We start from the raw sequence: 18,666 nt of genomic DNA, 5'->3' as shown, positions 1-18,666 counted from the left end.
GAGAATGGCAAGAGCAAAGTTTCTCTGCGATGCCGAGCGCTGCATTGAATGCAACGCATGTGTCACGGCTTGTAAGAACGAACACGAAGTCCCTTGGGGCATCAACCGCCGCCGCGTGGTGACCATTCAAGACGGCCAACCGGGCGAACGCTCGATCTCGGTCGCTTGTATGCACTGCTCGGACGCGCCCTGTATGGCGGTCTGCCCGGTGGATTGTTTCTACCAGACCGACGATGGCATCGTCCTGCACTCAAAGGACCTCTGCATTGGTTGCGGTTACTGCTTCTACGCCTGCCCCTTCGGCGCGCCGCAGTATCCGCAGGCTGGCAACTTCGGCAGCCGCGGCAAGATGGACAAATGTACCTTCTGCGCCGGTGGCCCTGAGGAAAACCACTCTCAGGCGGAGTTCCAGAAGTACGGCCGCAACCGGATCGCGGAAGGCAAACTGCCAATCTGCGCCGAGATGTGTTCGACCAAGGCGCTTCTGGCCGGTGACGGTGACATGGTCTCCGACATCTACCGCGAGCGCGTCGTCGCGCGCGGCTTTGGCTCCGGCGCTTGGGGCTGGGGCACGGCTTACGAGCAAAAAGGCCAGTAACGGCTTTCGGGGCGGCCTGACCGGGTCGCCCCTTTACTCCATATCTGTCTAGCCGGGGGATTTCCCATGCTGCGCCACCTGATGGCTCTTTTCATTCTCGCCTTGGCCGCGCTGCCGGTCAGCGCCACGGCGCAGGACGTGCGCCTGCCCGAGAACGCGACCCCCTCGGCCATTGACCGCGCCAACACCGGCGGCGCGCAGAACCTGGCCGACATCGAACGCCGCCAAAACGGGGCCGAGATTGACGACGGGTTCCGGCGCAACAATCTGGGCGGCGACGCCGCAACGGTGCCGGGCCTTGGCCCGCTTGGCGGGCGCTCGGACCCGGACCTGTGGCGCGGCATCCGCTATAACGAATTGCCCGTGCGCGTCAGCACGATGAACAAGACCGGCCGCGTCTTGGTGCAAGACAACGGCATGTGGTGGCAGCAATTCCGCGAAGGGCCGCTGGCAACCTACGGCGCTTGGCTTCTTGCCGGAACGCTGGCCGTGCTCTTGCTGTTCTATCTCCTGCGGGGGCGGATCCGCATCGAAGGCGGCAAGGTCGGGCGCACCGTCATTCGCTTCAAAGCGATCGAACGGTTTGCCCATTGGATGCTGGCCGGGTCTTTCATCCTGCTTGCCCTGACAGGCTTGGCCACGCTCTTTGGCCGCAAGGTGGTCATTCCGCTCTTGGGGCGTGAGTTCAACTCGGTCCTGCTGACCGGGTCTAAGTTCATCCACAACAACGTCTCATGGGCCTTTATGATTGCGCTCGTCATGGTCTTTGTGATGTGGATTTGGCACAATATCCCGAACAAGACCGATTGGGTTTGGATCAAGCAAGGCGGCGGTTTCATCGGCGACAAACACCCGCCTGCGAAAAAGTTCAACTTCGGGCAAAAGATCGTCTTTTGGGCCGTGATCCTGCTGGGCTTCTCGGTCTCGCTCTCGGGGCTGTCGCTGCTGTTTCCCTTCGAGATCCAGCTTTTCGGGCATACCTTCAACCTTATCAATGACATCGGCATGGCCGAGGCCGCAGGCTTTGGTCCCTTGCAGGACGATCTGACGCCCCATGCCGAAATGCAATATGCCCAACTGTGGCACGCGATCATCGGCTTTCTGATGATGGCGGTGATCTTGGGCCACATCTATATCGGGACACTCGGTATGGAAGGCGCCTTTGACGCCATGGGCAACGGCGAGGTTGATGAACGTTGGGCCGAGCAGCACCATTCGCTCTGGCTTGATGAGGTCAAAGATGACAAGCGGACCCCCGCAGAATGATGGGCGGCGTTCAGGTAAAAGGATACGCGCAATGAAAGCCATGCTGGCAGGGTTTCTGGGCGTCGCGGTGATCGGCGTTGTGGCCTATTTCGGACTGCATGAGATAGGCTTTTCCTCGGCTGAGGTCTATTCAGGTGAAAACGTCCGGCTGGACTGACACCGAAGAGGCATATCATGGCGGCAGGCGATGAATACGGCGGCACGCTCGAAGGCGCGTCGATCCTTGTGATCGACGACGAACCGGGAATGCGCCATTTCCTGACCAAGATTTTGGAGCCGCGTGTCAAGCGCGTGGCACAGGCCGCGTCGCCTGCAGAGGCCACCAAACTCTTGGACGAGGCGCATTTCGATGTGGTCGTTCTGGACAATGTCATGCCCGGCAAAACCGGGCTGGAATGGGTGGTCGAGCAGCGCCGCAAAGGGTTCTACGCCGACACGGTTCTGATCACCGCCTATGCCGATCTGGAAACCGCCATCGCCGCGCTGCGCGCGGGCGTCAGTGATTTCGTGCTGAAACCCTTCCGGGCGAACCAAATCCTCGGCGCCGTTTCCCGCACGCTCGACCGCAAGAACCTCCGCCGCGACAACACACTGCTGCGGCGTGAATTGCAGGGCGGGGCAGCGGTGCAGATGCTTGGCAAGTCCGAGGCCCTGTCGAAGGTGCGCGGGATGCTGAACCGGCTTGCCCCGGTCCCGACGCCGGTGCTTTTCACTGGGGCCAGCGGCACCGGCAAGGAGTTGGCCGCGCGGCAACTGCACCAGATGTCTGACCGCGCCGACCATCCTTTCGTTGCGGTCAACTGCGCCGCCATTACGCCGGATCGGATCGTGCCGGAACTCTTCGGTGCGGTGGAGGGGAACGAAACCCTACAGCCGGGGCTGTTCCTTTTGGCCGATGGCGGCACGCTGTTCCTTGATGAAGTGGCGCAGATGCCGGAGCAGTTGCAGGCGGCCTTGTTGCGGGTATTGGAAGATCAACGCATCCGGCCCGAAGGGGCCGAGCGGGAAATTCCGCTGAACCTGCGGTTCCTTTTCGCCACAAATGCCGATCTGCCCAAAGCGGTGGAGGAGGGGCGTTTCCGCGCAGACCTTTATCACCGCATGAATGTTGTCGAAGTCGCGATGCCGCCGCTCAAGGACCGCTCGGATGATATCGTCGAGCTGGCGGCGATGTTCATGCAGCAATTCTCGACCGCGCTTGGCATGCCCGCGCTGCGGTTGGATGCCGAGACATTGCTCAAGCTGCGGCGCTACGATTGGCCGGGCAATGTGCGAGAATTGCGAAATCTGATCGAACGGTCGGTCATCCTCGGCAGCCTGCCCGAAGCCTTTGCGGGCCATGGCACTGTCGATGGGCCAAGGGCAATCGAGGATCTCGAACTGGTCACGCAGCGCCACATGCTGCACATTCTTGATCTTTCGGGCGGCAACCGGGCCGAGGCCGCGCGGCGCTTGGGTGTCTCTCGTAAAACCGTTGACCGCAAGCTTGCCGCTTGGGCCGCTGAGGGGCTGGATATCGACGCCCTTTGAGGGGAGCAAAGCTATGTGATTTGCGCATATCCGTTCCGCGGGCGCGGAATCCATCGTTCCTTTCGGGAATTCTGTTCTGTCTCTGGGCCCACAGTAGGAAATTCGACCCGCGCACACCCGATGGCCATAGCTCCCATTCCTTCTGAACCGATCCCGCCCGTCAAACGTTCCTGTTTCAGCAATGGTGTTGAAGCGGGCGGCGCCCGGTGACATCTGATGCTCAAGCGTTACAGGAGTAAATTCAATGCTGAAACAGATCGTTACCGCCACCGCGCTTGCCGCGGTTTCTGGCACCGCAGCCTTCGCCCAAGATAATGAAACGCTCCGCGTGGGCATGTCGGGCGGCTATTTCCCCTTCACCTTCGTTAAGCAGGACGTGCTTCAGGGGTTCGAAGTCGACGTGATGAATGCTGTCGGCGAAGAGGCGGGCTTTGAGGTTGAGTTCGAAACCATGGCCTTTTCCGGTCTGATCGGCGCGCTGGACGCAGGCCGCATCGACACGATCGCCAACCAGATCACCATCACGCCAGAGCGTGAAGAAAAGTTCGCCTTTACCGCGCCTTACGTATTTGATGGCGCGCAGGTCGTGACCAAAGAGGGCAACGAAGAGATCGGTGGCGTCGAAGACCTGCGCGGTAAAACCGTTGCGGTCAACCTCGGCTCGAACTTCGAGCAGCTTTTGAACGAACTCGACTTTGCAGATGAGATCGAGATCAAGACCTATGAGTCCAACATCGCCCAAGACACCGCGCTTGGCCGGGTGGATGCATTCGTGATGGACCGGGTTTCCTCTGCCCAGCTGATTCAGGAAAGCCCCCTGCCGCTGCAACTGGCAGGCAAGCCGTTCTCCGAAATCCGCAACGCGCTGCCGTTCCAAGACAATGACGAAGGCCGCGCCCTGCGGGACCGTGTCGACACCGCGCTGGAGTCCCTGCGCGAAGACGGTACACTGACCGAAATCTCGGACAAATGGTTCGGCACTGACATCACCAAAGCGGAGTAACCCATGCGGGCGCTAGACCTTGACTACATGCTGGGGCTGGTGCCCGTCATATTGGGCTATGTACCGTTAACTTTGTTCATGGCGGTGGCGGGGATGGTGTTCGCACTGATCCTCGCCTCGCTTTTGGCTGTCGAACGGGTGGCCAAAGTGCCTGTTCTCGACTGGTTCGTGATCGTCTTCATCAGCTTTTTCCGCGGCACGCCGCTGCTGGTGCAGTTGTTTCTGTTCTACTTTGGCCTGCCGCAGGTGCTGTCATTCCTGTCGGATATCAACGGTGTGACCGCCGCCATCATGGGGCTGACCTTGCATTTCTCGGCCTATATGGCCGAGAGCATCCGCGCCGCGATCATGGGGGTCGACCGCAGCCAATGGGAGGCCGCGCAATCCATCGGCATGACCCAAGGCCAGATGATGCGGCGTATCATCCTGCCACAGGCCGCCCGGATCGCCGCGCCCACATTGGTCAACTATTTCATCGACATGATCAAAGGCACCTCGCTGGCCTTTACTCTTGGCGTGACCGAAATGATGGGCGCAGCCCAGAAAGAGGCGGCGGGCAGCTTCCTTTACTTCGAGGCCTATCTCGTTGTGGCGATGATCTATTGGGTCATTGTCGAAGCGCTTAGCCAGATGCAAAAGCGGCTTGAAACCTATCTAAACAAGGCGTTCGTCCGATGATCGATATCACTGGCCTGACCAAACATTTCGGCGGCGCGCCGGTCCTCAATGGCATTGATTTGCAGATTGCGGAAGGCGAGCGCGTGGTTGTCATCGGCCCCTCCGGCACGGGCAAATCGACCCTGCTGCGCTGTCTCAACTTCCTCGACGTGCCGCAGGCGGGGACCATCCGCATCGGCGATGTGACGGTTGACGCTGCGAAGGCGCGCAAGGCGGACATTCTGGCGCTGCGCCGTCGGACCGCGATGGTGTTTCAGAACTACGCCTTGTTCGCCAACAAGACGGCGAAAGAGAACATCATGGAGGCGCTTGTTACCGTGCAAAAGCGCCCCAAAGGCGAGGCCGAGCAGCGCGCGCTTTCGGTCTTGGCCGAGACCGGATTGGCCGACAAGGCCGACAGTTTCCCCGCAGCACTGTCCGGCGGGCAACAGCAACGTGTCGGCATCGGCCGGGCGATGGCGCTTGGGGCCGAGTTGATGCTGTTTGATGAGCCGACATCCGCGCTTGATCCTGCATGGGTCGGTGAGGTGCTGGACCTGATGCGCGCGGTGGCAGAGCGCAAGCAAACCATGCTGATCGTGACCCATGAGATGCAGTTCGCCCGTGAGATCGCGGATCGGGTGATCTTTATGGACGGCGGCAAGATTGTTGAGAGCGGCCCGCCATCCAAGATTTTCAGCGTGGCCAAGGATGCGCGATTGCAAAAGTTTCTCAAGCGCGTCGAGGGCTAGGCGGGTGCCGCGCGCCTGTCGCGAGGTATTTGTCGCTTTTACCGGCTTGGCCCGCTATGCTGCGGTGCAGAGAACCTATTGAAGGCTTGGCAAATGAGCGCCCGGATTATCTGTGTAGCCCAACAAAAGGGTGGGGCAGGCAAGACCACCCTCGTTTCGAACTTGGCGATTGCCTATTTAGCAGCGGGCAAAAGCGTTGGCCTGTTGGATACGGACCCTCAAGGCAGCCTCGGCAAGTGGCTCGACATTCGCGAAGAGATGCTTGGACTAAACCCAAAACTGAAGTTCGCAACGGCGACCCCCTATGGGATATCCCGCGCCATCCGGACGGTCGGCAACGAGGCTGATGTCATTCTCATCGATACGCCCCCCAAAGCGGATAGCGATGTGCGTTGGGTCCTGCGCGACTCGGATCTGGTGTTGGTGCCGGTATCGGCCAGTCAGGCCGACGTCTGGGCAACCCATGACGTATTGGATTTGGCCGAGCGTGCGCAGAAACCGACGCATATCGTGATGAACCGCACCCGCGCCGGCACGCGGGTCGGCGATGACGTGGCCAAGTCGGTGGCCGAGCTTGGGGCCGGGCGGCTTGACGCGTCGCTGGCCAACAGAGTGATCTACGCCGATGCCCTTGGCCGGGGTCTGGGTGTGGTTGAGGCAAAAAAGTCCGGCCCTGCCGCGGATGAAGTCCGCGCGCTAGCGCAAGAGGTCGCAGGCATTCTTGAACTGTAGTCCCGGCTGAGCGGGTTTAATTCTGTCTCGGTACAGACTAAGCCCCCGAAAACGTAAAAAGGCCCGCCATTTGGCGGGCCTTTCCGTTAGAACCGATAGGCTCAGATCACTCCGCGCAGGCGCGGATTTTTTCGATGTCCGGCCCGTTGGGCGTGCGGCCCAAGTTGAAGGGGGCCGATGCATCACGCCATTTGGCGTAGTCGTTCAGATACTCCAACTGGCTCAGGTAAACCTTTGCGGAATCGGGGTTCTCACAGGCGGTTTCTTCGATGGTTTCGTTGGCCATTTCCTGAACGGTGGCCAGCGTTTCATCGTCGTAGCGGTTGATCTCGATGCCCGCATCGAGGAACTGCTGATAGGCTTCGGTCGCGCGCTTCTCGGTGAAGGAGAGCGACCAGACGAGGTTGGCCTGTGCCGCGATTTCAAGCGCTTCGCGGGTTTCGTCCGACAGCGCGTCCCACGCGCCTTTGTTGATCATCACACCGAAGATCGACGCCGACTGGTGCCAGCCCGGTGTCGCCCAGTATTTGGTGACCTGCTGGAAACCGCCCGAGAAGTCGACGTTGGGGGTCGAGAATTCCGCGCCATCAATCACGCCGCGCTCAAGCGACTGGTAGATTTCGCCACCAGCCATGGAGACCTGAGAGCCGCCCAGTTTTTCCAACAGACGGCCCTGCTCCAGACCCGACAGACGCAGACGCTTGCCCTTGAGGTCTTCCAGCGTGACGATCTGCTCGTTGGTGCGGAAACCGGATTCGTTGTTGGTCACGCCGTAGGGCAGGTAGACCATGCCGAACTTGCCGTAGATCTCGTTGTAGAGCTCTTTGCCGCCCCACTGCTCGATCCAGTTGACGTAATCAACCGCGTTGAACAGGCTCGCCGTGGTCGCCAGCGGCGAGAAGGCAGAGTTGCGGCCAGCCCAGTAACCGGGCCAGTCGGCGCCAGCCTGCACGGTGTTCGATTCAACGGCGCCGAAAACTTCGCCCGCGGGCACGAGGGAGCCGCCTTCGAAGAATTCAATGGTCAGGTCTTCGCCGGTCAGCTTGTTGGCCAGATCAACGAAGTGTTTGTCGATCTCGATCAGTTCCAGCGAAGTGGGCCATGTGGTGGTCATGGTCCAGTTGTCTTGGGCCGCGGCCTGCGTGCTAAAGCCAGCGCAGAGTGCCAGACCGGCAAGTGTTGATTTCAATTTCATAATATTCTCTCCTCCGTTGATTTATTTTGTATAGAGCGTTTCCGGCAGCCAAGTGACAAGCTGCGGGAACAGGGCGATGGCCACGCACATCATCAGGATCAGCCCGATGAACGGCAGCACACCGATGATGATATGCGACGTCTTGACCTCCCGCGGGGCGATGGCGCGCAGGTAGAACAGCGCATATCCAAAGGGCGGGGTGAGGAAGGACGTCTGCAAGACCACCGACATTAGGACGACGAACCACAACAGGCTCACGTCCATCTCCTGCACGATGGGCAGGAAGATCGGGAAGGACAGCAGCACGATGCCGGTCCAATCGAGGAAAGCACCAAGAATGAAGACGATGAACATCATCATCGCGATCAGCATCCATGGGGCCATATCGAGGTTGCGGATGATCTCTTGCGTGGCGCGCAGACCCCCGGTGATGTTGAACACCCCGGTAAAGGCCGTCGCACCAATGACGATAAAGAGAATCATCGCAGAGGTCCGGCCCGTCTCCAACATCGCACCATAGAAGCTCGCCCATGTGAACTTGCGGCGCATGATCACGATAAGCAGAGCCAGCGCAGCACCGATGGCCGAGGCCTCGGTTGCGGTGGCAATCCCCGCAAGCAGGGAGCCAAGGATACCGAGGATCAGCACCAGCGGCGGCACGGCTTCGATCAGCAGCATCCGCACCAGCGCGGGTTTGGAGATCTTCTCATCCGGCTCAACCGCGGGGGCCATATCCGGGCGTACCACGGCCACGATAAAGACCCACACCGCATAGAGCAGCCCCAGCACCACGCCGGGCACCATCGCACCGGCGAAAAGCTCGCCCACCGACAGGGGCGAATAGGAGGCCATGAGGATCAACATGATCGACGGCGGAATCAGGATACCCAGACAGCCCGAAGCCGCGATGACGCCGGTGGTCAGTGTCGGGCTGTAGCCATATTGCAGCATCGGGCGCAGGGCCATCACGCCCATCACGGTGATCGACGCGCCGATGATGCCGGTGGTGGCGGCCAGCAGGATCGAGATGAAGACCACCGCCAGCGCAAGGCCGCCGCGGATGTTCGACATCAAAAGCCGAAGCGATTCGAACATCTTATCCGTCACGCCCGAATCGGACAGGAACCGCGCCATCAAGATGAACAGCGGAATCGCGATCAGCGTGAAGTTGTCGAGCACATCGCCGAAAATCCGGTTGATGACGATGCCCAGCACCATGGGCTTGCCAGCGATGACAGCGCCCAAAACGGCGGTGCCGCCCAGAACGAAGGCCAGCGGGTGGCCCATGAAAAGGCCCAGCAACAGCAGGCCAAACATGGTGAGTGCAATGAGTTCAGGCGTCACGGGGCAGTTCCTGACGGTTAAGTACGAGTTTCAAAAATTCCGCCACGCCTTGCAGCAACAAAAGACCGGCGGCGAGCGCCATGGCCATTTTCAGCGGATAGACCGGCAGCTGCACGGAGCCATATGTCGTCTCACCTTGGGCATAGGAGCGCATGGCGAATTCATAGGAGCGGGTGGTGAAGATCCACGCAAAGGGGAAGAAAAAGATCACATAGCCCGCCGCTTCGACCCAGCGTCGCAGGGTGGGGGCAAGGGTTTCGGTGATCAGGTCAACCCGCACATGGGCCTGATGGCGCAGCGCATAGCCGCCCAACATCACGAAATAGAAGCCATATAACTGTTTCGTAACGTCGAAAGCCCAGCGAGTCGGGTCATTCAGCGCATAGCGCATGAAAACGTCATAGATGATGATTGCGGCGAAAATGACGGCGACGACCGACACGATACGCCCGACGAATTCGTTCATCCGGTCGATGAATTTTATCAAGATCTGAGCCCTCCCTGGCAGCTCGCACATTATTGGCCTTTCTGCCAAAAACAAGGCAAAAGACCAATAATAATGCTGCTTTAAGTAGCACTACGTATGCGGCGTGGGGAGAGTTTGTCCAGATGGAGAGGTTTCAATTTGCCTAAGCCATGGACATTTTCGAAAAGCGACGATTATCTGCTGCGCAGAGCCCTCCGCATCGACGTCGGGGGAGGCTTAGCAAATATCCGTTTGGGAGGAAAAACATGGATCGTCGTTCATTTATCCGCAAAGCTGGTGTGATGGGGGCAGGTGCCGCCGCCACGACACTTGCCGCGCCCGCTATTGCGCAGGGCAACATCACGTGGCGCATGGTCACCACTTGGCCCAAAAACTTCCCCGGTCTGGGTGTCGGCGCGCAGCGTTTGGCCGACCGGATCACCGCCGCCTCGGGTGGCGAGCTGACCATTCAGGTCTTCTCGGCCGGTGAGATGGTGCCGCCGCTGCAATCGCTCGACGCCGTGATCGACGGCACCGCCGAGATGAGCCACGGTGCCGCCTACTACTGGCAGAACAAATCGCCTGCGCTGTCCTTCTTTACCGGCGTTCCTTACGGCATGACCACGCCCGAGCTTACCGCTTGGATGCGCTACATGGGCGGTCAGGAAATCTGGGACGAGATCTATGACCAGTTCGGCGTTCAGGGCTTCCTGTCCGGCAACACCGGTACCCAGACGGGTGGTTGGTTCCGCGATGAGCTGAAAAGCCTCGATGATGTCAAAGGCGTGCGTTTCCGGACGCCGGGCCTTGGTGGCCGCGTGTGGGAGAAGCTGGGCGCAACCGTGACCAACATGGCCGCGGGCGAGATCTTCCAAGCGCTGCAGTCGGGCACACTCGATGCCGCAGAATTTGTCGGCCCCTATAACGATCTGGCGCTCGGCTTCCATCAGGTGGCCAAGAACTACTACATGCCGTCCTTCGTGGAATCGGGTCTGGCGACCGAGCTTGTCGTCGACAAGAAGAAGTATCAGGAACTGCCCGAGAACCTGCAGGCGATCATTCGCGATGTAAGCCAAGCGGAATACGACCAAGTCGCCGCCGACTTCTACGCAAATGATCCCCGTGCGCTGAAGACGCTGCAGGAAGAGCATGGCGTGACCGTGCGCAACTTCCCCGACGACATCATGGAAGCCGGTGCCAAAGCCTCGGTCGAAGTGGTCGAAGAGCTGCGCAACAGCGACGATCCGCTGGTCAAGAAGACCGCCGACAGCTTTGTCGAAGCGCTGAACCTCGTCCGCACCCGGACCGAGAACATCGACAGCCCCTACGTTCAGGCGCGTCAAAAGTTCTTGAAGTACTAAGCTTCGCGTTGAGTGATGAGGAAAGGCCCGGTGGAGACACCGGGCCTTTTTTATTGGGGTAGGGGCCTAGTCTCTCTCCCGCCCGGTGGCATACGGGGCGATTTTGCAACCTCTCGCCAGCCGGATGGGTAAAGAGTGTCGCGTCGCACCGGCCACTTTCGCAGGTTCCGATCGCCCCCAAGAGAGGGCGATGCCCTTCGCGTACAAACGCAAAAGGCCCAGCGTTTCCACCGGGCCCTTGCTCTGGATAAACGCCGTCTTACCCGGCGATCAGCTTCGGCAACCATGTCACGATCTGCGGGAAGGCGAAAAGGATCGCAATCGCCACCACCTGCAACATCACAAACGGCAGGATGCCTTTGTAAATCGCACTGGTCGGCAGATCCGCCGGAGCCACCCCGCGCAGATAGAACAGCGCAAAGCCGAAGGGTGGCGTCAGGAAGGAGGTCTGCAAGTTCACCCCCACCAGCACGCCCAGCCAGATCGGATCAATGTCCAGCATCAAAAGCACGGGCGCGGTGATCGGGATCACGATGAAGATGATCTCAAAGGTATCAAGGATGAACCCGAGGAAGAACATGATGATCATCACCACCGCCACCGCCGCCAAGGGGCCGCCGGGCAGGTTGCTCAGGAACTCATGCACCAGATTGTCGCCGCCCATCATGCGGAACACGATGGAAAAGACCGAGGCGCCCAGCAGAATGATGAAGACCATACTGGTGATCGTGGCCGTGGCGATCATCGTCTCCCGCAGAATGCGGAAGGACAGGCGCCAACGCAGGGCCGCCAGCACCATCGCCCCCACCGCCCCGACAGAGGCCGCCTCGGTCGGGGTGGCAATGCCCCCGAGAATCGAGCCCAGCACGGCGAGGATCAGCAAAAGCGGCGGCACGAGGGCCACAAAGAAATCCCGCACCAACTGGCTTTTCTCATCCGCAGGAACCGGCGTCGCGGGGCAAGAGGCCGGCGCGGTCGCGGCCTTGAACAAGACATAGCTGAGGTAAAGCGAGACCAGCAAAATGCCCGGCAGCAGGGCCCCGGCAAAAAGGTCCCCCACCGAGACCGGCGTCGGGGCAAAGTTGCCCTTGGCCATCTGCACCTGAGAGTTAATGCCCGACAGCATGTCGCCCATAAAGATCAGCACGGTGGACGGCGGAATGATCTGGCCCAATGTCCCACTGGCACAGATCACCCCGGTCGCAAGCTTGGGATCATAGCCCGCCCGCAGCATCGCGGGCAGAGAGATCAGCCCCATGGTGACCACCGTGGCCCCCACAACCCCGGTAGAGGCCGCAAGCATCGCGCCCACCAGCACCACGGAAATCCCAAGACCACCGCGCATATTGCCAAAGAGTTTGCCCATGGTGAGCAGCAGTTGCTCGGCGATCTGGCTGCGTTCCAGCATCACCCCCATGAAGATGAAAAGTGGCACCGCGACCAGCACTTCGTTGGTCATAAAGCCGATGTAGCGGTTCGGCAGCGAGCCGAAGTTCGATGGGTCAAAAACGCCGAAGCCAATGCCCACGGCCCCGAAAAGCAATGATACGCCAGCGAGGGTAAAGGCGACCGGGAAGCCCAATAGCAAAAAGCCGATCACGCCAAAGAACATAAGCGCGGCGAGCATCTCGCCAATCAAAATCGGATCCATCAAACGGCTCCCTGCGGATGGTCTGCGGGGATTTGGTCCCGGCTGTATTGCATGGATTTGGGCACCAGCTCAGCATTGCCGCTGAGCACGAGGATGGAGCGGATGATCCATGCAATCCCTTGAATTGCGAGTAGAAATGCAAAGCCGATGATAAAGGCCTTGAGAATATAAAGCCCCGGCATGCCGCCCACATTGGCGGACCCTTCTTGATAACCCCATGCGCGTGTCACGAAGGGCATCGAATAGGTATAAACGATCCAGCAGAAGGGCAGCAAAAAAACGACCACGCCGATCAGGTCGATCAGCGCGCGGCGTGCCATCGTGGCGGGGCGGTAAAAGATATCGACCCGCACATGGTCGTCGCGCAGCAGGGCAAAGCCCGCAACGGCGGTGAACATCGCGCCGTTTAGCCAAATATAAAGATCTTGCATCCAAACGAAGCTGATCGCGAAAAGATAGCGCTGCACGACCACGGTGAAACAGACCAACACGATGCCGAGTGCGAGCCATGAGAAGAGATTGCCGATGAATAAGTTCACCGCGCAGATAACTCTGGCAATTGCTGCTAAGAAACGCACCTTGTCCCCTCTCCCGTCAAGTTCGTTTGACCGTCAATCAAAGGGAGGGGGCTAAATGTCAAGATTTAGATGGCGGGTGGCCCTCAACGGGCCGCATTTGTCCCGCCCGCAGTTGCAGGAGGGCAACCGAAGGGCGGGGCCGCTCAGTAGATGTTGGTTTCGGGGGCGCTGCCTTGCCGCACCGAGCCGCGGTACATCCCTTGGGAATTGAACGGCATGGCGATATTGCCCGCGCCGTCCAGGGCGATGACCCCGCCCGACCCGTCGTTGGGGGCCAGATCCTGCAGCACCACATGATCGGCGGCGGTGGCAAGGTCTTCGCCCGCGTGGCGCATGCGTGCGGCGATCTCTCCGGCGGCATTCCAGCGGATAAAGACCTCTCCATGTCCGGTGGCCGAGACCGCGCAGGTCGCGTTATCGGCGAATGTGCCTGCCCCGATCATCGGCGTGTCGCCCACGCGGCCCGGGGCCTTGGCGGTCATGCCCCCCGTTGAGGTGGCGGCGGCGATATTGCCGGCCGTGTCGCGGGCCACGGCGCCCACGGTGCCATGCCGCACCGCCGGATCGTCCGAGACCTCGCCGCGCGCCCGTATCGCAAGCATCTCTTGCAGCGCGTCCCAGCGGGACTGGGTGAAAAAGTAGTCGCGGTCGCCGAATTCAAGCCCGGCCTGCCGCGCGATCTCGAGCGCGTTGGGGCCAATGAGCGTGACATGCTCGGTCCGCTCCATCACCGCGCGGGCCAGTTTCACCGGGTTCTTCGGGCCAAAGACACCGGCGACCGATCCCGCCCTGCGGTCGCGCCCATCCATCACGGCGGCGTCCATCTCTTGCGTGCCTTCCGAGGTATAGACCGCGCCGCGCCCTGCGTTGAACAGGGGCTCATTCTCCAGCGCGCAGACCGCCGCTTCGACCGCGTCCATCGCGCTGCCGCCTTCGCGCAGGATGGCTTCGCCGGCTTCCAGCGCGCGGGCAAGGGCGTCGTGATAGGCGGCCTCCTTCTCGGGCGTCATGTTTTCCTTCAGGAGGGTTCCGGCACCGCCGTGAATCGCAAGGGAATAGGTCATGTCGGTCCTTTCGATCCGGGGGGGCGTCTAGCCCGCAACCCGGTGCAGCATCTGGCGGCCCGGGGTCAGCCCCTGCACCTTTTCCACGATCGACCGCGCGTCGATCCCGAAGTGGCGATAAAGGTCGGCAATGGTGCCGGTTTGGCCGAAGTGCTCAACCCCAAGCGGCACGGTCTGGTGCCCCACCACCGAGCCCAACCACGAAAGCGTCGCCGGATGCCCGTCGATCACCGTGACCAGTTTGCAGTCGCGCGGGAGCTGCCCCAACAGCGTCTCGATATGGCTCTGTGCCGCGTGGTTGCCCCGCGCCCGGGCGCGTTGCGCCGCCGTCCATCCGGCGTTGAGACGATCCGCAGAGGTCACTGCCAGCACGCCCACGTCGCGGCGGCCTTCGGCGATGTTGCCCGCCGCTTTGATCGCTTCGGGCGCCACCGCACCTTGATAGGCGATCACCACGTCGCAGTTCGGCCCCGGCTTGCGCAGCCAATAGGCCCCGTCGATGGCGCCTTGGCGGAAGTCCTCGTCCACGCGCTTGCCGGGCTGTTCGATGGGATTGGTGGTGAGCCGCAGATAGACCGAGCCGCCGGTCTCATCGCGCAGCCACGTGCGCTCGTCCGGGTCGCCTTCGCCATCCTTTTGCAGATAATCGAAAGCCCACTGCATGATCACCGCAAGCTCATCGGCAAAGGCAGGCTCGAAGCTCGCCAGCCCGTCTTGGCTCATCCCGATCAGCGGCGTACCGATGGATTGATGCGCGCCGCCCTCGGGGGCGAGCGTCACGCCCGATGGCGTGCCGACAATCATAAAGCGCGCATCTTGATAGCAGGCATAGTTCAGCGCATCCAAGCCGCGGGCGACGAAGGGGTCGTAGACCGTGCCGATGGGAATGACCCGCTTGCCAAAGAGCGAATGCGACAGACCCGCCGCACCCAAGAGCAGAAAGAGGTTCATCTCGGCGATGCCAAGCTCGATATGCTGGCCCTCGGGGGTGAACTCCCATTTCGCGGTGGAGGGGATTTTCTCGTTGATGAAGGTGTCGGCCTGTTCGCTGCGCGCAAACAGCTTGCGCCGGTTCACCCAAGGGCCGAGGTTCGTGGTGCCGGTCACGTCGGGGGACATGGTGACGATGCGCGCGGCCAGATCGCTGTCGCCCTTCGACAGATCGTCGAGGATCTTGCCAAAGGCCATCTGCGTGGAAATCTCGCGGTCGCTGGAAAGTTCGATCTGCGGCACCGGCAGGGTCGCGTCACTGTAGCGACGGCGGCCCTTGGCGAAAAACGGCACGCGGTCGAGCGCGGCTTGCAGGGAATCGGGGTCGTCGACGGTGGCGAATTTCTCCCATTCCGCGCCCTCATTCACGCCCATGTGTTTCTGCCAAGCGGCCATCTGACTTTTGGTCATCAGCCCGCCGTGGTTGTCCTTGTGCCCCGCGATCGGCGTGCCCCAGCCCTTGATCGTGTAGGCCAGAAAACAGACCGGGCGGTCGTGGTCGATGGCGGCAAAGGTCTCGGCCATGGTTTCCACGCAGTTGCCGCCGAGGTTCTCCATCAGCTCGGCCAGTTCGTCATCACTGCGCGCCTCGATCAGCGCGGTCACATCGCCCTGATCGCCAAGCGCCTCCATCAGCCGCTCGCGCCAGACCGCGCCGCCCTGATAGGTCAGCGCCGAGTAAAGTTGGTTCGGGCAATTGTCGATCCAGTCGCGCAGCTTGTCGCCGCCCGGCTCGTCAAAAGCCGCACGTTGCAGGGCGCCGTATTTCACCTTGACCACATCCCAGCCGAAGGCGTCGAAAATCTGCTCGATCCGTTTGAACAGCCCCTCGCGCACCACCCCGTCGAGCGATTGGCGGTTGTAGTCGATGATCCACCATGTGTTGCGCAGATCGTTCTTCCAACCCTCTTGCAGGGCCTCATAGATATTGCCCTCGTCGAGTTCCGCATCGCCCACCAGCGCCACCATGCGGCCCAGATCGACATCCGCGCCCCAAGCCTTCGCGGTGATGTAATCCTGCACCAATGAGGCGAAGGAAGTCACCGCCACGCCAAGGCCGACCGAGCCGGTGGAGAAGTCCACATCGTCGATGTCCTTGGTCCGGCTGGGGTAGCTCTGCACGCCCTGAAATCCGCGGAAGTTTTCCATCTTCTCGCGGGTCTGATTGCCCATCAGATATTGCATCGCGTGGAAGATCGGCGAAGCATGGGGTTTGACCGCAACCCGGTCCTCGGGCCGCAGGGCGCTGAAATAAAGCGCCGTCATGATCGACACCATGGAGGCCGAAGACGCCTGATGCCCGCCCACCTTGATCCCGTCCACCTTGGGCCGGATGTGGTTGGCGTTGTGGATCATCCAATGCGACAGCCACAGCAGACGTTGTTCGATGGTCTTGAGCTGGGCAGGGGCGAGAGCGGTCATGGCAGGTCTTTCATCTTGAGGATCCCTCGGGCGGTGCCCTCCTCGACACCGCCCGCGACTGGTCCGATCTTTGCCGGATCAGGCCGCTTGCATGTTATGCGCGCCAAGCGCGGCGTAAAGGTCATCAATGATGTCTTCCGCAGATTCCAGCCCGACCGAGAGCCGCACCAGCCCTTCGGCGATGCCATGCTCGGCGCGTTCCTCGGGGGAATAGGTGGAATGGGTCATGCTCGCCGGATGCTGGATCAGGCTTTCCGCATCGCCAAGGCTCACCGCGCGCTGAATGAGGTGTAGACGGTTCATAAAGGCGATACCGCCCGGTTTGCCGCCCTTGACCTCAAAGGGGATCATGCCGCCGAAATTGCCCATCTGCCCCCGCGCCAGTTCGGCCTGCGGAAAGCTCTCCAGCCCCGGATAGGCGACATGCAGCACCGCCGGATGCGCTTCGAGTGCCTCGGCCACCTTGGCGGCCGTGGCGCAGTGCCGTTCCATCCGCAGTTCCAGCGTTTTGATCCCGCGCAAGAGCAGCATGGCGGTCAGGGGCGACATCACGGCACCAGTCATGTCTTTGAGCCCGACAAGCCGCACCTGCGTCATGTCTTCGGCGCTGCCGACCACGAGGCCAGCCACCACATCGCCGTGTCCGGAGAGAAACTTCGTCGCCGAATGCAGCACGATATCCGCGCCATGTTCGATGGGCCGGGTGATCACCGGCGTGGCATAGGTGTTGTCGACCACCACTTTGGCCCCCGCGCGATGTGCGATCTTCGAGATCGCGGCGATGTCCACCAGACGGTTGTTCGGGTTCGCAGGGGTTTCGAAATAGACGATCTTGGTCTGGGCGCTGATTACCTCGGAGAGGTTTTCAGGCTCGGTCATGTCGACCAGCGTCACCTTGACGCCAAAGCGCGGCAGACCGTGGGTCATAAATGCAAAGGTGCAACCATAGAGCGTCTTGTCGATGGTGATCTCATCGCCCGCCTGCAGGAACGTCAAGAGCGTGGAGGTGATCGCCCCCATGCCCGAGGCGGTGGCGAGGCCTGCTTCGGCCCCCTCAAGATTGGCGATACGTTTTTCCAGATGGTCCAGCGTCGGATTGGAAATGCGGGTATAGAAATGCCCCGCGCGTTCGCCCGCGAACATGTCGCCACCGGCCTCGGCGGTCTCGAAGGTGAAGGTCGAGCTCATGTAGATCGGCGGGTTCAGCGCGCCCTGTTCGCTTTGCGCGTCATATCCGTGGTGGATGGCGCGGGTGGAAAAGGATTTCTGGTTCTCGGTCATGGCTGGCCCCCCTGATTGATTTTGAGGGCATGATCCGATGGCATAAGAGGCATTTGGTTGCTAATATATGCGCAGATTGCAGAGGATTTGGCATATCATGCCCCAAACACCCCGATTGGACGCGACTGACCGCCGCATCATCCGCGCGCTACAGCGCAATGGCCGGATGACGAACCTTGATCTGGCCGAGGAAGTTGGCCTGTCGCCTTCCCCCTGTCTCCGCCGCCTGCGCGCGCTTGAGAAAAACGGCGCGATCCGTGGCTATAGTGTGGAGGTCGACGCCAAGGCCTACGGCCTGCCGGTTACGGTCATGGTGCGGGTGACGCTCGATGGCCATGACGAGGGCACGGTGAAACGTTTTGAAAACCAGATTCGCGCGATCCCGGAGGTGCTGGAGTGTTTTGTGATGAGCGGATTGTCAGACTACCTGCTGCGCGTGGTGGTGGGTGATCTGGAAGACTACGAGCGTTTCGTGCGCGCCCGGCTGCACCCCATCGGCGGCATCGGGTCAATCGACACCAGTTTTGTCTACGGGGTGGTCAAACGCTCTCAGGTCTATCCTGATATCGGGGGCTGAGCGGGCGCGATTGAGGACGCCGAAACCATTTAACCGGTTTACAATTCCGCCCCCCTTGGGAAAGGTTCGCCCCAAGCCCCGAGGAGTCCCCATGACATTCGCCGCCACCCCCGCCCTGCAAGCCGTCGTCGACCACGCGCTGGCGCATGAGACTGACTGGCCCCGCTCGATGTATCACCCCGATGGGGCCTATGTTGGC

General features: G+C 61.0%; 18 protein-coding genes. 10 read left to right on the top strand and 8 right to left on the bottom strand.

The window, feature by feature from the left end:
• Positions 1-4: 4 nt before the first annotated feature.
• The 8 genes from fdh3B (at position 5) to parA (ending at position 6,538) form a co-directional block, all read left to right on the top strand.
• Positions 5-598: a formate dehydrogenase FDH3 subunit beta gene (gene fdh3B, locus A3722_RS17740; protein ID WP_067266580.1), complete on the top strand. Its 594-nt coding sequence runs from the start codon at positions 5-7 to the stop codon at positions 596-598.
• Between the two features lie 66 nt (positions 599-664).
• The gene (locus tag A3722_RS17735; protein ID WP_067916337.1) at positions 665-1,864 is read left to right on the top strand and encodes a formate dehydrogenase subunit gamma; all 1,200 of its coding nucleotides are present in this window, start codon (positions 665-667) and stop codon (positions 1,862-1,864) included.
• A gap of 31 nt (positions 1,865-1,895) precedes the next feature.
• On the top strand, positions 1,896-2,021 hold the full coding sequence (locus tag A3722_RS25130; RefSeq protein WP_259950196.1) for a hypothetical protein: 126 nt from the start codon (positions 1,896-1,898) through the stop codon (positions 2,019-2,021).
• Positions 2,022-2,038: 17 nt separating this feature from the next.
• Positions 2,039-3,394 carry a sigma-54-dependent transcriptional regulator gene (locus A3722_RS17730; protein ID WP_067627430.1) on the top strand — a complete coding sequence of 452 codons (1,356 nt, stop codon included), beginning with the start codon at positions 2,039-2,041 and terminating at the stop codon, positions 3,392-3,394.
• 244 nt (positions 3,395-3,638) lie between these two features.
• On the top strand, positions 3,639-4,397 hold the full coding sequence (locus A3722_RS17725; protein ID WP_067627431.1) for an amino acid ABC transporter substrate-binding protein: 759 nt from the start codon (positions 3,639-3,641) through the stop codon (positions 4,395-4,397).
• Positions 4,398-4,400: 3 nt separating this feature from the next.
• A complete protein-coding gene (locus A3722_RS17720; protein ID WP_067627432.1) occupies positions 4,401-5,075 on the top strand; it encodes an amino acid ABC transporter permease in 675 nt (224 codons plus the stop codon).
• A complete protein-coding gene (locus A3722_RS17715; protein ID WP_067916335.1) occupies positions 5,072-5,806 on the top strand; it encodes an amino acid ABC transporter ATP-binding protein in 735 nt (244 codons plus the stop codon). The genes A3722_RS17720 and A3722_RS17715 overlap by 4 nt, the downstream gene beginning before the upstream one ends.
• 93 nt (positions 5,807-5,899) lie before the next feature.
• Complete coding sequence (gene parA / locus A3722_RS17710) at positions 5,900-6,538, top strand: ParA family partition ATPase (RefSeq protein ID WP_067625413.1); 639 nt, start codon at positions 5,900-5,902, stop codon at positions 6,536-6,538.
• 106 nt (positions 6,539-6,644) lie between these two features.
• Here the strand turns inward: parA and dctP are convergent, their stop codons facing one another.
• Genes dctP through A3722_RS17695 form a run of 3 tightly spaced genes read right to left on the bottom strand, consistent with a single transcriptional unit; the run spans position 6,645 to position 9,567 of the window.
• Positions 6,645-7,733, bottom strand: a complete 1,089-nt coding sequence (gene dctP / locus A3722_RS17705) for a TRAP transporter substrate-binding protein DctP (protein ID WP_067916333.1) — start codon at positions 7,731-7,733, stop codon at positions 6,645-6,647.
• Positions 7,734-7,754: 21 nt separating this feature from the next.
• Positions 7,755-9,050, bottom strand: coding sequence for a TRAP transporter large permease (locus A3722_RS17700; RefSeq protein WP_067622593.1), 1,296 nt, complete (start codon positions 9,048-9,050; stop codon positions 7,755-7,757).
• A 16-nt stretch (positions 9,051-9,066) separates the two neighbouring features.
• A complete protein-coding gene (locus A3722_RS17695; RefSeq protein ID WP_067622595.1) occupies positions 9,067-9,567 on the bottom strand; it encodes a TRAP transporter small permease subunit in 501 nt (166 codons plus the stop codon).
• A 242-nt stretch (positions 9,568-9,809) separates the two neighbouring features.
• Between A3722_RS17695 and A3722_RS17690 the strand changes: the two genes are divergently transcribed.
• Positions 9,810-10,904: a TRAP transporter substrate-binding protein gene (locus tag A3722_RS17690; protein WP_067622572.1), complete on the top strand. Its 1,095-nt coding sequence runs from the start codon at positions 9,810-9,812 to the stop codon at positions 10,902-10,904.
• Between the two features lie 259 nt (positions 10,905-11,163).
• Here the strand turns inward: A3722_RS17690 and A3722_RS17685 are convergent, their stop codons facing one another.
• The 5 genes from A3722_RS17685 to A3722_RS17665 form a co-directional block, all read right to left on the bottom strand.
• Positions 11,164-12,555 (bottom strand): TRAP transporter large permease, encoded by a 1,392-nt coding sequence (locus A3722_RS17685; RefSeq protein WP_067622574.1) that lies wholly within the window; start codon positions 12,553-12,555, stop codon positions 11,164-11,166.
• On the bottom strand, positions 12,555-13,133 hold the full coding sequence (locus A3722_RS17680; RefSeq protein WP_067622577.1) for a TRAP transporter small permease subunit: 579 nt from the start codon (positions 13,131-13,133) through the stop codon (positions 12,555-12,557). The genes A3722_RS17685 and A3722_RS17680 overlap by 1 nt, the downstream gene beginning before the upstream one ends.
• A gap of 143 nt (positions 13,134-13,276) precedes the next feature.
• Positions 13,277-14,197, bottom strand: a complete 921-nt coding sequence (locus tag A3722_RS17675; protein WP_067622580.1) for an isoaspartyl peptidase/L-asparaginase family protein — start codon at positions 14,195-14,197, stop codon at positions 13,277-13,279.
• A gap of 27 nt (positions 14,198-14,224) precedes the next feature.
• Positions 14,225-16,609 (bottom strand): transketolase-like TK C-terminal-containing protein, encoded by a 2,385-nt coding sequence (locus A3722_RS17670; protein WP_067622583.1) that lies wholly within the window; start codon positions 16,607-16,609, stop codon positions 14,225-14,227.
• Positions 16,610-16,687: 78 nt separating this feature from the next.
• Positions 16,688-17,890, bottom strand: coding sequence for a methionine gamma-lyase (locus A3722_RS17665; protein ID WP_067622587.1), 1,203 nt, complete (start codon positions 17,888-17,890; stop codon positions 16,688-16,690).
• A 97-nt stretch (positions 17,891-17,987) separates the two neighbouring features.
• Between A3722_RS17665 and A3722_RS17660 the strand changes: the two genes are divergently transcribed.
• Complete coding sequence (locus A3722_RS17660; protein WP_067622590.1) at positions 17,988-18,467, top strand: Lrp/AsnC family transcriptional regulator; 480 nt, start codon at positions 17,988-17,990, stop codon at positions 18,465-18,467.
• Positions 18,468-18,666: the final 199 nt, after the last annotated feature.

The organism is Sulfitobacter sp. HI0027 (assembly GCF_001634775.1).
Taxonomy (GTDB): domain Bacteria; phylum Pseudomonadota; class Alphaproteobacteria; order Rhodobacterales; family Rhodobacteraceae; genus Sulfitobacter.
The sequence above is the reverse complement of the archived record's forward strand: the minus strand, read 5'-3'. Positions and strand labels throughout refer to the sequence as shown.

Coding starts and splice junctions, on each gene's coding strand:
- A3722_RS17720 (WP_067627432.1), top strand. CDS start 4,401: ATGCGGGCGCTAGACCTTGACTACATGCTGGGGCTGGTGCCCGTCATA.
- A3722_RS17725 (WP_067627431.1), top strand. CDS start 3,639: ATGCTGAAACAGATCGTTACCGCCACCGCGCTTGCCGCGGTTTCTGGC.
- A3722_RS17665 (WP_067622587.1), bottom strand. CDS start 17,890: ATGACCGAGAACCAGAAATCCTTTTCCACCCGCGCCATCCACCACGGA.
- A3722_RS17690 (WP_067622572.1), top strand. CDS start 9,810: ATGGATCGTCGTTCATTTATCCGCAAAGCTGGTGTGATGGGGGCAGGT.
- A3722_RS17730 (WP_067627430.1), top strand. CDS start 2,039: ATGGCGGCAGGCGATGAATACGGCGGCACGCTCGAAGGCGCGTCGATC.
- A3722_RS25130 (WP_259950196.1), top strand. CDS start 1,896: ATGAAAGCCATGCTGGCAGGGTTTCTGGGCGTCGCGGTGATCGGCGTT.
- A3722_RS17660 (WP_067622590.1), top strand. CDS start 17,988: ATGCCCCAAACACCCCGATTGGACGCGACTGACCGCCGCATCATCCGC.
- A3722_RS17670 (WP_067622583.1), bottom strand. CDS start 16,609: ATGACCGCTCTCGCCCCTGCCCAGCTCAAGACCATCGAACAACGTCTG.
- A3722_RS17700 (WP_067622593.1), bottom strand. CDS start 9,050: ATGTTTGGCCTGCTGTTGCTGGGCCTTTTCATGGGCCACCCGCTGGCC.
- A3722_RS17675 (WP_067622580.1), bottom strand. CDS start 14,197: ATGACCTATTCCCTTGCGATTCACGGCGGTGCCGGAACCCTCCTGAAG.
- fdh3B (WP_067266580.1), top strand. CDS start 5: ATGGCAAGAGCAAAGTTTCTCTGCGATGCCGAGCGCTGCATTGAATGC.
- A3722_RS17735 (WP_067916337.1), top strand. CDS start 665: ATGCTGCGCCACCTGATGGCTCTTTTCATTCTCGCCTTGGCCGCGCTG.
- A3722_RS17685 (WP_067622574.1), bottom strand. CDS start 12,555: ATGGATCCGATTTTGATTGGCGAGATGCTCGCCGCGCTTATGTTCTTT.
- A3722_RS17715 (WP_067916335.1), top strand. CDS start 5,072: ATGATCGATATCACTGGCCTGACCAAACATTTCGGCGGCGCGCCGGTC.
- dctP (WP_067916333.1), bottom strand. CDS start 7,733: ATGAAATTGAAATCAACACTTGCCGGTCTGGCACTCTGCGCTGGCTTT.
- parA (WP_067625413.1), top strand. CDS start 5,900: ATGAGCGCCCGGATTATCTGTGTAGCCCAACAAAAGGGTGGGGCAGGC.